11 protein-coding genes are annotated in these 10,986 nt (G+C 56.6%); 5 read left to right on the forward strand and 6 right to left on the reverse strand.

Annotation, left to right across the window (positions count from 1 at the left end; genetic code table 11):
• The 5 genes from GA0061100_RS35040 to GA0061100_RS31585 all read right to left on the reverse strand — a co-directional run.
• A partial coding sequence (locus tag GA0061100_RS35040; RefSeq protein WP_143525590.1) for a hypothetical protein occupies positions 1-234 on the reverse strand: 234 nt, incomplete at its 3' end.
• 18 nt (positions 235-252) lie between these two features.
• Entirely contained in the window at positions 253-555 is a 303-nt protein-coding gene (locus GA0061100_RS31570) for a hypothetical protein (RefSeq protein ID WP_075856812.1), read from the reverse strand.
• Between the two features lie 1,026 nt (positions 556-1,581).
• On the reverse strand, positions 1,582-2,472 hold the full coding sequence (locus GA0061100_RS31575; protein WP_075856813.1) for a hypothetical protein: 891 nt from the start codon (positions 2,470-2,472) through the stop codon (positions 1,582-1,584).
• Positions 2,473-2,721: 249 nt separating this feature from the next.
• Positions 2,722-3,468 (reverse strand): hypothetical protein, encoded by a 747-nt coding sequence (locus tag GA0061100_RS31580; RefSeq protein ID WP_083961493.1) that lies wholly within the window; start codon positions 3,466-3,468, stop codon positions 2,722-2,724.
• A gap of 213 nt (positions 3,469-3,681) precedes the next feature.
• Positions 3,682-4,659, reverse strand: a complete 978-nt coding sequence (locus GA0061100_RS31585) for a 3'-5' exonuclease (protein ID WP_075856814.1) — start codon at positions 4,657-4,659, stop codon at positions 3,682-3,684.
• 271 nt (positions 4,660-4,930) lie between these two features.
• On the opposite strand from GA0061100_RS31585, the gene GA0061100_RS31590 reads away from it, so the two are divergent.
• Positions 4,931-5,437 (forward strand): hypothetical protein, encoded by a 507-nt coding sequence (locus GA0061100_RS31590; RefSeq protein ID WP_075856815.1) that lies wholly within the window; start codon positions 4,931-4,933, stop codon positions 5,435-5,437.
• A 243-nt stretch (positions 5,438-5,680) separates the two neighbouring features.
• Here GA0061100_RS31590 and GA0061100_RS31595 read toward each other — a convergent pair whose 3' ends face one another.
• Positions 5,681-6,268, reverse strand: coding sequence for a TetR/AcrR family transcriptional regulator (locus GA0061100_RS31595; RefSeq protein ID WP_075856816.1), 588 nt, complete (start codon positions 6,266-6,268; stop codon positions 5,681-5,683).
• A 172-nt stretch (positions 6,269-6,440) separates the two neighbouring features.
• Between GA0061100_RS31595 and GA0061100_RS31600 the strand changes: the two genes are divergently transcribed.
• The 4 genes from GA0061100_RS31600 to GA0061100_RS31615 all read left to right on the forward strand — a co-directional run bounded on the left by GA0061100_RS31600 (position 6,441) and on the right by GA0061100_RS31615 (position 10,973).
• A complete protein-coding gene (locus GA0061100_RS31600; protein ID WP_075856817.1) occupies positions 6,441-7,493 on the forward strand; it encodes a helix-turn-helix domain-containing protein in 1,053 nt (350 codons plus the stop codon).
• Positions 7,494-8,126: 633 nt separating this feature from the next.
• On the forward strand, positions 8,127-8,609 hold the full coding sequence (locus GA0061100_RS31605; RefSeq protein ID WP_244558007.1) for an invasion associated locus B family protein: 483 nt from the start codon (positions 8,127-8,129) through the stop codon (positions 8,607-8,609).
• A gap of 13 nt (positions 8,610-8,622) precedes the next feature.
• Positions 8,623-10,368, forward strand: coding sequence for a ShlB/FhaC/HecB family hemolysin secretion/activation protein (locus GA0061100_RS31610; protein ID WP_075856819.1), 1,746 nt, complete (start codon positions 8,623-8,625; stop codon positions 10,366-10,368).
• Between the two features lie 2 nt (positions 10,369-10,370).
• Positions 10,371-10,973 (forward strand): hypothetical protein, encoded by a 603-nt coding sequence (locus GA0061100_RS31615; protein ID WP_075856820.1) that lies wholly within the window; start codon positions 10,371-10,373, stop codon positions 10,971-10,973.
• The last annotated feature ends 13 nt before the right edge of the window (positions 10,974-10,986 follow it).

Below are 10,986 nucleotides of genomic sequence, written 5' to 3' on the forward strand. Positions count from 1 at the left end.
GAGCACCATTGCGGGTCCTGCCAAAAACATCAGTCCCAGCAAGAGCGAAACGCCAACCTTCAGAATTTTTATACGCCGTGTTCTGGCGCCGTCCCAGTCATAGGCCACAGAGAACTCCCGAGCATCGAACAAACCTCGCTTGGCTTGACGGCACTGATGCCAAGTGCTCCCGCCAAGAAAATCGACGCGCCTGTCTTTGAAGATTATCGTCGGTGAAAATGCGATTTCGGTCACGGGCGAGATGAGGATGGATTAATGAACCGTCCCCACCGTCGGGAGTGCCACGCAACGCGTTTGCAGGGCGCGGATCAAGCTGACAGCATTGCCGATGATTGTCATATTGCTTGCGCTGCAACACATCGCCAGGTCTTCGCGCATGACCTTCAGCATCCATCCGATATCGAGAAGCGATCTCACAGTCTGAGCATCGCCATCGCCAGCGACGTCGAAGGCCAGATTTGAGATGGTCGCGGCGAGGAAATCAACGCGGTCGAGCCGCCCCCCGTGATCCAGCTGCGCGTAAGGCGTCGTTGAGGCTTCGTCTTTTGCCAACATATTAGCATCCTCCCATGGAGATACATGACCGAACGCGTCGTAAGGTCAAGAGGAACCTCTTTTCACGATCCGAATTTCTCGCCGGCCTGTTGGATCCGCACCTTGTGGCAAATCGAGCTCAGTCATTTTCCACTCGACCGCTCGGCTACCAGTTTCTTGATATCCCCATATGAGCGTCTCGTTCACTTGATATGGCGGTTGACGCGTTGTCGATGCTCGGCTGAATCCTGAAATCCGTTAGCGACCGCTCCGAGCTCGGTGCGATGACCGTACGCTGCCCTTCAATCGCTGCCTCTGTTCTGTCGATCGCAGGTAACAAGTCATCGTCGGAAAGGTTTTTGTCGTTCAGTATCGGCTAGTCTCCGCATCTCAAACGCACCATCGACAACTGCCGATGCGTCTTCGAAGCTTGATGAGCGATAGCGACCGCATCAAGCGCGTATAGCATGTTGCAGAAAAGGCCTCGGGCAGGGCGACTCCCGGATGCAGATCGTCGGGAATGGCATAGGCGGCCGGCTGTGCAGCGACGCCCTATCAAGGAGTTCACCCGTCATCAGACTAAGGTCCGTGTTCAACACAGGTCTATTCGGATAGTGGATGATTGCCCTCGGCCGCCGACATCACTGCCACCCGTCGACGGCCGGCCCTGTCACCGGATTCACCTCCGGTGACAGGGCGAATGATCAGGCTGCGATTCTGCGTCGCGAAAGAACCCACAGCATAATGAATCACAAAGAGTTATTATTCGTATCGGCGTCATGACCCTTTGCCGATTTGCACGACCAATCTTGGATTCGATAAGGCATGCATTCGTCAAGGACTAACGATCTCCACTGATCGGCTCAAGCCTTCCGTGGTTGAACGGTGGCGCTATTTGAACACAGGACGCTCGGCGTCTGGCCGGTATGCTCTTACTGTTGAGCGGCAAGGCGCTCCGCTTCCGATATCGCACGAGCCTTAGTTTTTAAACAGACCAATTTCATGTTCTTCGGTGTCAAAGGTGCCGGAGCGCCCACTCAAGCCGCGCTACAATGCCCCTTCGAGCCCAAGCACCTGAGCAACCGCAGCTGTCGGACTTCGAACGCCGTTTGCAGACCGCAGGACGGGTATCCGGTCATGATTGAAATTCGCGACACATTTCCACGCCGGTGGCTGGTCATTCAGGCCGCAGCCGATGATTGGCATGGGAAACCACGAGAGCGGAGAATACCAGCCATTGTCTATCGTGACGTGATTTCCGTCGGGAGCGGTCAAAACGATTCGATTCGCTGCCATGGTGTTGTTTCCCGTCGTTCCATCCTCGCTTAGTTTGATGCTCACGATCGGTCTGGTATAGGTCTCTCTGTGGTGCGCGATACAGGAATCGAAGACGAGAGAGCGTCGTTGAAACTCATTACGGTCGGATCTGGAAGGCGTGCCGGCTTGATCGGGTTTGCATTCCGGCTTCAATCGATAGACATCGGCAAGACCGTCTTTGTCGGTCCCGCCACGTGTGACGGTAGGCACATTGTATAGCGTGATGAGGTCGTGTCCGATTTCATCACCTGAAAGATCCACGTTGATGGCAGTATCCTTGGGATCGAATTTGAGGCGATCGATAGGTCGCGAGCTAAATGCCGTGATTTCCCGGCTAATTTCGATGTGCTGCAGAACTGCTTCGGTGTAATAGCCTCCGAAATACAGCAAGGGAATAATGATCGCCCATCGGGGAATTAGTCCCATGATGGCTTCGAAAATCATCGCCAGAAATCCTGTATTAATCAGGACAACTGACCAAAGCGGCGCCATCAGAAACATCAGGAAAATGCCGGTGAATGGAATCCATTGTAACGCTGCCACCACTGCTGTCGCGATAAAGCACGCGAATGAAACTCGCAACGGAATACCCCTTCGGAATTTTGCCTTGTTGGTCAACATTAGCCGAGGCGTTTCAAATGTTTGCAAATGAACGCGGTTAACACCAGAGCAATACGCTCCTGAGCGACAACGCGACCAATGAGACCGGCGCCGAAGGAAAAGGCCACCTTGCTATATTTCAAGTAAGTTGGATTAGCCGCCCAATCGCTCGGGGCCGCCGCTCTTCAACCCTCCAAGCTGGCGTGGACGTTGGTGAGCGATCGATGATATCGCACTGAACGCCTTTTAAGATGTGAGACCTCCAAACGATCAGAAGTCCGCAACCTGTGGCAGGTTGATTGGCCTATCGTCCGTGCAACCAAGGAATTGCCACTGGCTCGGCTTGAATCTCGCGGCTGGGCCGTCCGGCTCTGGTTTTGCGAATTCCGCTACCACGTCATAGGCAATCAAAGGCGCGTCGAAATTGGCGATCTGTCCTTGCTTGCAGGCAACAGATGCTGGCTGGCCGTCTCGAACCAGTTCCCCCTTTTTGTTGTACGCAAACAGGGGGCCAATTGTTTGATCCGCAGCCAACTGAAGTCTGGCCGAATCGACGTCCATTGCAATAGCGCTGACGCCGGCGACCTGGACTGGTTTCGGGAAATAGACGGCGCTCAGGCCACGTAGCGCAAGTGGCAGGTGTTGCTCGCCGTTGTCGAAAGGATCGTAGCGGTGGATCTGGCTTCCGGCGGGGATCACCAGTTCACCATATTGAAAGTCGCGCGGCAGCATGAAGTCCTGCCGCGCCGCCCGGTTTCTCGCCGCCTGGTCGACGGCGCGGCTTGTTTCGACAAGACCATAAGTCAGAAAGCCGATCCACACGTCGAGTAGAAGCGCAACGCTTGCGAACGCCCACAGCCATGCCAGCGCTTTCCGCGAGAGCGGGCGATATCGTCTTCTGCCGGCCCAACGCACCAGTGCGCCGCCCACGAGCAAGAATGTGCTCACGATGCCGACGAGCGGCAGGACAAAGAGGATAAGGAGGCCGAGCAGGGAAGGGATTGGCGCGAAGATCATGAGGCTATTGAATGAGAGGATGCTGCCTCGCGGCAGGCGGGGCGTTAACGAGACGGACTAATGCACCTGGCAGGCTTGATCGGCTCAAGCTGAGATGCTCCAGACAGTAACACCTTTGACGATCATGGTCTTTCAGCCACCGCTTTTGCCGGACAAGCATCTCTTCGACGAAGTGGGGGCGTATTGTGGCGACCCAGAAATCGCGTGGAGACGTCACTTCTGCCCCTTGAACCGGTCGAATGCCGTCAACCGCTGGACTGGCGGATCGGCATCCTGCCAGCGGTAGATCTCGTTTCGCAAGAAGCGAAGTTCGTCGTCCATGGCTTCCTCGGCGATCTCGATCCACCATGATTTCGGACGCCCGTCGCTGCCATCAGACCAGCGATAGCTCCTTGCCTTGAGCACGTCCTTGAGATCGAAAGGTGCATTTTCCGCGAAGATGCGCACGCGCGAACGCTGGCTTGCTTGGTATAGCTCGGTAAAGGGGGTTTGCTCAGCGTCGCCACGGGTGAGTGCCAGCACCTCCAGCAGGGCGAAACAGTCGTCGACGGCGCGGTGCCCGACGTGAAAGTAGCCGCTCTGGTTAATAAGATAACCGAGCTTCGTGCCCTCATAGCCCCGGGCACTCCAATCGATCTCCGAGTTCGAGCAGGCCCAGGCCTTGGCGGAAAAGATCGCTGACAAGGCTTCGCAGAAAGGGCGATCGAAACTAGCATTGTGCGCAATGATGAGGTTGGAAGGCTCAATGAGTGCTCGAACCCTCGGCATGTCAATCGTCTGGTCAAGGACCATCGCGTCGGTGATGCCAGTCAGTCGCGTGACTTCCATCGGAATCGATATGGTCGGTTGCTGTAATCCGCCATAGACGCCTGTGACATCGCCGATTTCTCCTTCGTCATTGAAGGTGAAGCCGATCAGCCCGATTTCGATGATCTCGTCTTTCCTCGCGTCGAGCCCGGTCGTCTCTGTGTCGAGGATAATGCCGCGCAGCGGATAGCCAGGTTTTGGGGAAGGGGAGATCGCCCGCGGCTCGAGCTTTCGCAGGATCTGATAGCGACCGGTTACCTCCAGGATCTGCACCATCTCGGCTTCGTCAGGTGCCGAGCCGACGTGTCGAATGCGTCCCGTCGGGGACGAGGGCCGGCGAGGCGCCTGTGAGCTTCCGGAGAACATGTCAAGTTGAGACGTCATTACAGATCCAACCAATCGGATGCGGGAACTTTAACGAGCGGGCTCTCACGTGAAAACCCCATGACCGATCCTTCGGACGGTCACCCACCGATATCGGAGGGGATGCAGCTGTGATCCATGTTTGGCTCACTGGCGCGCGCGAAGACTCACGATGTTGCCATGATACGGCAATTCTATAAAACCTGCGGGCAGATGGGCACACGGGTGCCCTATCGACGCCAAGCATTCGCACTTCGTTTTATGACGAATACCAACGGAAGAGACAATCATAATGCCGAGTTTTTTGGAAAAGTGGTCCTCGAGGAAATCTGACAGGCCGAAGGCGGGCACACGCAGCGCCGTCGACGCCTTCCGCGTCAGGGTCGCCGAGCAGAAGGCATATCTGGCCGAGTTTGAAGGCGACGCTGCCGGTTTCAACAAGTGGCGGTCGACCTGGTTTCAGCGGGTGCCCGGCGGCTTCGGCGTGACCATCGGCCGGGACTCGATCGATGCAGGTCAGGGGCTAAGCTATGTCGTCCTGGAAACCACGGCACAAGTCGCGGAATTCCTCGATGATCTTCTCCTGCATGCCGATAACGACGTTTCGTTTCAGAAGGCGCTCGAGGAAAACCGTTCGCGTCGCGCAGCACTTCTGAACACCGCCAAAGCAAAGACCAAAGCGCCTGCAACGAAGGCAGTTGCTCGCAAGCCTGCAAGCGTGAAGGCTACGGAAGCTAAACCGGTGTCTGACGGGACGGAAGCTGAAAAGCCGAAGCGTGGACGCAAGGCAAAGGTATAAATAATCCGGCACAGAGGGGCCTGCGGTGTAGGCCTCTCTGACTCTGCACGAGTTCTCTGGCCTGTCGGCATGTAAGCAACTCTGACCAGATCTCCGTCCGGTCTAGGCCAAAATACAATCTCACGCTGAGCCAAGCGTTGAGGCATGTATGCTGCAGGGTACTGGAGTTCATCGCCCCTCACGAAAACTCGTTCATGGATTGGATTGGCTCAATTCTGCGCGGAAACCAACATCCCGATGTCGCTAACGCCGCGCCGGGTTCGATGAGGTCAGCGCTATTTCCCGTTCGATAATGGCTTCCGCAGCGCCCCATGCCCTTGTAGCAACGGTCGGATCATGAAAGGCGCGAGCATCAATCGTGGCGCCATCCAGCAGTATCAAGAGGATTGAGGCGAGGCGTGTTGCGGTTTGCTCCGGTAAATGGGTTTTCAGCATGTCGCCCATCCACGCCGTCATGGTTTTCTTGTATTGAATGGCGACATCGGAGATCTTTGGATAGTCGGTGCCAAATTCAGCCAGGGCACGCTCGAACAGGCAGCCGGAAAATTCCGGGGTGGCGAACCACGCCTCGTGCCATGCAAAAATAGCTCTCAGCTGTTCCCTTGCCGAAGACGTGGGTTCGACGCAGGCGCGAAGGCTGGCCATGATGTCGTGGTAGCGGCGATCGAGGACGGCGCTGATCAGATCATCCTTGCCGGGAAAATGGTTGTAGAGCGTCATGCGGGCGACACCGGCCTCGGACAAAATCCGGTCGACCCCGACCGGATGAAAGCCGTGCCTTGAAAACAAGTCGGTCGCGACCGCGATAAGCTGTTCCTTTTTCGGGCTCATTGATGCCTCAAGTCAAATTCGTCCATAGGCCTTTATCAGACTTCCTTGTCGCGCCGATCTGCATGTGGACATCTTATACTGATCGTTCTATCTATTCCACCAATCGTCCAGATCAGTTCTTCAACTTATTGCTGCATATATTCGAAGGCCGCGGCCGTTAAAGGCAAGTTCAATGGCGCAGATTTCACCTCTAATGTTCAGTTTCTCGACACTCGACTTCCCTGAGAAAGATCGGTTTCACGCCTGGATCGACGACAATCACTGCGATTGCATATTGCGCAGCGATGCCTCTATCGCGTTCGACGCCGAAGCAACAGGTGCTGCTCTCGGCCCTCTTATCCTATCCGGTAGACGGTGGCTCAATCAGACTCGATTTTCCATCCACGAGACCAATCGAGCCGAGCGGCGTATCCGAACAGATGGCCATGATTTCTTTCGGTTCATCTTGATGGTGAGTGGGCGATATTTGTGCCGATGGAGCATGCCTCAACCCATAAAGGCGGCCGGGGATCTGTTTATCCTGGATGCTGTTCAAGTGAATGAAGGCCTGGTTGAGGCTGGCGACGTGATTTCTTTGGTGGTGCCGAGAGATCTGTTGCCGAGCCAGACCGCGCTTTTGCACGGGCGGACGCTTGCGGATGGCGTAGCATGTCTTCTCGGCGACCATCTGCTTTCGCTGATGCGGAACCTTGCAAACCTTAGCGAGCATGAAATTCCCTACATCGTTCAATCGACCCTGCAGCTCGTCACCGCCGCGGTGTCCCCGACGCCGGATGCACTGCATGAGGCGAATAGCCCGATCCGAGACGCGTTGCGCGAGCGGATCCTGCGTTACATCGATACGCATTTGCTGAATGTCGATCTCACACCTGATCAAATTTGCCGGGAAGTCGGCCTGTCACGGGCAAAACTCTACCAATTGTTCGAAGGCAGCGGCGGCATCATGCGGCAAATACAACGCAAGAGGTTGCGTCGTGCCTACCAAATGCTGGCGGATCCCATCCGACCGCACCCTCATATCGCCGAGATCGCCTGGAGGCACGGCTTCCCGAATGAGAAATACTTCTACCGCCTGTTCAAGGCCGAATTCAGCCACACCCCAAACGAGACGCTGGAGAATATGCGCGCCGCCTCCCTGTTGAAACCGGCCGCTCGCCGTGGTCATCAAGAGCATGTCGAGCGACCCTCGGGCTGGACATTGCCGTTCGGCGTACCTGGAAATTGAGGCTTCCGAAAACGTATTTTACAATGTCTCAGATCTACGCAGCGCGTTTTTTTGAGTTGTGAGCTGCCAATCTACCTGCGGATTGTTCCAACTCATTTACGTTGATGCGCCAAAGATTTGGGCGCGGGATTTACTTGAAAAATGTACGCCGAGCATTTGTGGTGACAGTGGTTCGAATCTGTTCAAGAGCAAAACAAATTTACTCAATTGCTAAACGTCGGTGTTGCAGATTTTACACGCATATCTAAAAACGAGCGTGTGAGTCGCCCATGTGCTTGCTACTTTTTGCTGTACTTTTTTAGAAATCTGCTATTGAGCGGATCAGGCCCATGATCGGCTACGCCACTATGTGGTGAATCTTCCTGAATTTTGACCGACATGCCGATTGAGCAAGGTACGCCTTGCGCAAGCGAATGGCTTTGACTTTGGGTAATTTGTATGTCCCTCGCCAATAAAACCCTTTCCTTCAAGACTCTGACTTCAGCAGTTTTTCTTTCTTCGACGTTGCTTGCTTTCCCAATGATGGCGCAGGAACAGCCCGCTCCGGCGGCTGCCAACACGCCGCCCAGCGCCGGTTCTGCTCAGAGCACTGCCCCTCAAACAGACGAACAAAAGCCAGCGCCACAGGCGCGCGTGCAGAAGTTCGACGATTGGTACTATCGCTGCATCGATGGCAAGGCGGCGGATGGCGCGGCATTGACGAGCTGCGAAGTCGCGCAGATCGCCACGGTCAAGCAGGGCGACCAGGATGTGAACATATTGACGCTGGCGGTTGCCAAGGTGCTTGCTCCCACCGCAACGGACAAGAAGGCGACAAAGCAGCCTGCCAGTGAACTGGTGCTGACCACGCTCGTGCCGCTCAACATGTATCTGCCGGCCGGCATCAGCATCGACGCCAGCGACAAGCAGGTGGTGCAGCTTGCCTACCGCAACTGCAATCAGGCGGGCTGCTGGGCGCAGCAGAAGCTGGACGCCAAGATGGTATCGGCCCTTTCCAAGGCTGCGGATGGCACCGGCCATGTGCAGATGATGAATGGCCAGAAGGTCAACATCAAGTTCTCGCTGAAGGGATTGTCGGCGGCGCTCGATGCGCTGCAGAAGGCCGCTTCGAACTGACCGGGGCAGACTTATGACGTCAATCTCGCGCGCGGCGACCGCCATAGCTGGGTTTTTGGCAGCGGCTCTCGCGGCTTCCACCGCGGTCGCGCAGACGCCGAACGACGACTTCGCGCGCCGGCAGGCGCAGGAAGCCGAGCAGCAGCGGCTGCAGAGCTTGGGCCAGATGACGCCGAAGCCATCTGCGGCCGAAGTTCAGCAGCCGGAGAAGGCCGGTGGCGGCAAGTCCGGCCGGTGCTTTGCCATCACCCATATAGAGGTCGAGGGCGTCAGGCAGTTTTCGGTGAGCGTAATCGACAAGGTCACGGCTCCTTACGCGAACCGCTGTGTCGGCGTCGGCGAGATCAATGCACTGCTGCGCGACTTGACGCATCTCTACCTCGATAAAGGCTTTGTCAGCTCCCGCGTCTACGTGCCGGCGCAGGATATCGCCAGGACCAAGGTGCTGCGCCTCGTTGCCGTCGAAGGCACGCTTGCCGATATCTACATCAACGGTAAACCGGCTTCGGGTTTCGGCGCGGCTGGCTCCGGCGTGATCGCCACGGCCTTTCCCGGCATGAAGGGCGAGATCACCAATCTGCGCGATATCGAGCAGGGCCTCGACCAGATCAACCGCCTGACCTCCAACAATGCCAAGACGGCGATGCTGCCCGGCAAGACGGACGGCACCTCGATCCTCAATATCGAGAACAAGCCTAGCCACCCCTGGCATCTGTCATTCGGCAACAGCAATCTTGGTCAGGAGCAGACCGGTTATTCCAAGAGCTCGGCCTCGATCGGCTATGATGGCCTTTTTGGCATCAACGATCAGTGGAATTTCGGCTACGAGCATACCGGCCCGGATTATCCCTGGCGCAAAGATGGCCATGGCAAGAGCAACAGCTATTCTGGCAATGTCAGCGTACCCTACGGCTATTGGACCTTTTCCGCCAATGGCTCCTGGTATGAATATGACAGCTCCGTGCCAGGCAATTTCGGCACGCTGCAGACGTCGGGCGATAGCAAGCAGGTCGGCGTCGGCGCCGATCGCGTGATCTTCCGCGACAAGGATTCGATTACCACCTTCAACAGCGGCCTGACCTACAAGGAAACCAACAATTTCCTGCTCGGCAACAGGATCGAGGTCGGCAGCCGCAAGTATACGGTCGGGGACCTCGGCCTCTCACATTCGCGCCGCATGCTCGGCGGTCTCTGGGTCTTCGACCTCTCCTACAGCCAGGGGCTCAACCTTTTTGACGCTGTTGCTCCAGGCGATGCGGGTGCAGGCAATGCAGATCCCCGCTTCTCGAAGTTTACAGGCACGATCACCATGACGAAGCCCTTCGAGGTGGCGGATCAGCATTTCGAGATCAATTCGATCGTCACCGGTCAATATTCCCCCGACAATCTGTTCGGAGCGGAGCAGATCTCGGTCGGCGGCTATTCCTCGGTGCGGGGCACGCGCGAGACCATGCTTTACGGCAATAACGGCTTCTTCATCCGCAACGATCTCGTCTGGCGGACGCAGCCATTTGCCGACAATGCCGCACTGGCGAAGATTCTCGGAGAGTTCAGGCCCTATGTCGGTGTCGACTACGGTCGGATCGCCCGCCAGGCCCGCTACCAGATCGCCGGCGGCGACATGCTCGGCTGGACGGTCGGCGCCAAACTCGCCGGCGGCAATGTCAATTTCGATATGGGCTATTCGGATGTCTTCGGCGGCACGGTCGACCGTCGCGACTCCGGGCTCTTGTTTGTCAGTACGTCAGTGAGGTGGTGATCATGAGTGAGCAGGTGAAGGAAAATAGGAAAAAATTGCATCGTGGCGTGACCAGAGCTCTGTTTGCCGCGGCGCTCGTGGGTTCGACTGTCGTAGCCGGATGCACGACACAAGATCCGCGCCTCACCGCGGCACTTAGCACAGCCAGTATAGCTGATGTCCGCATAGAATCGGCGCCTGATCTGAGGATGGGGTCACCTCTATTGAACGGTGATACGCGGGAATCTCAGGTCGCACTTGTGTCGCGTGTCCTGCAGCAAAGACTCGCAAAAGATCTGAAGGGCTATCCAGGGGGTAACGTTCCCGCACGGTTGATTGTTACCCTTCACGATCTGGATGTCGCGTCGGCTCCTGGCAGAATTATCGCAGGTAACAACAGCTTTATCGATGGAACCGTCCGCCTCGAGGACATGCGCACAGGAAAACTGATCGCGCAGGCTCAGGAGATCCGCGCCAATGACATGACGGTCCGCGGGGATGGGTTAGCGCTCATTCCCGCGATGGTCATCAATGCAGCCGTCACCCCCAATCAGACCGCCGTGGCGACCCAACTGGCCGAGACGTTCATGAAGCAGGTGAAGACGTGGCTAACGCCACGGAAGTAGTCGATCGAAAATT

The sequence above is a fragment of the Martinezella hainanensis genome, assembly GCF_900094555.1.
GTDB classification, from domain to species: domain Bacteria; phylum Pseudomonadota; class Alphaproteobacteria; order Rhizobiales; family Rhizobiaceae; genus Rhizobium; species Rhizobium hainanense.

Excerpts from the sequence above, each read along its gene's own strand:
- GA0061100_RS31615 (WP_075856820.1), top strand. The coding sequence starts at position 10,371 with ATGAGTGAGCAGGTGAAGGAAAATAGGAAAAAATTGCATCGTGGCGTG.
- GA0061100_RS31585 (WP_075856814.1), bottom strand. The coding sequence starts at position 4,659 with ATGACGTCTCAACTTGACATGTTCTCCGGAAGCTCACAGGCGCCTCGC.
- GA0061100_RS31610 (WP_075856819.1), top strand. The coding sequence starts at position 8,623 with ATGACGTCAATCTCGCGCGCGGCGACCGCCATAGCTGGGTTTTTGGCA.
- GA0061100_RS31590 (WP_075856815.1), top strand. The coding sequence starts at position 4,931 with ATGCCGAGTTTTTTGGAAAAGTGGTCCTCGAGGAAATCTGACAGGCCG.
- GA0061100_RS31570 (WP_075856812.1), bottom strand. The coding sequence starts at position 555 with ATGTTGGCAAAAGACGAAGCCTCAACGACGCCTTACGCGCAGCTGGAT.
- GA0061100_RS31580 (WP_083961493.1), bottom strand. The coding sequence starts at position 3,468 with ATGATCTTCGCGCCAATCCCTTCCCTGCTCGGCCTCCTTATCCTCTTT.
- GA0061100_RS31600 (WP_075856817.1), top strand. The coding sequence starts at position 6,441 with ATGGCGCAGATTTCACCTCTAATGTTCAGTTTCTCGACACTCGACTTC.
- GA0061100_RS31575 (WP_075856813.1), bottom strand. The coding sequence starts at position 2,472 with ATGTTGACCAACAAGGCAAAATTCCGAAGGGGTATTCCGTTGCGAGTT.
- GA0061100_RS31595 (WP_075856816.1), bottom strand. The coding sequence starts at position 6,268 with ATGAGCCCGAAAAAGGAACAGCTTATCGCGGTCGCGACCGACTTGTTT.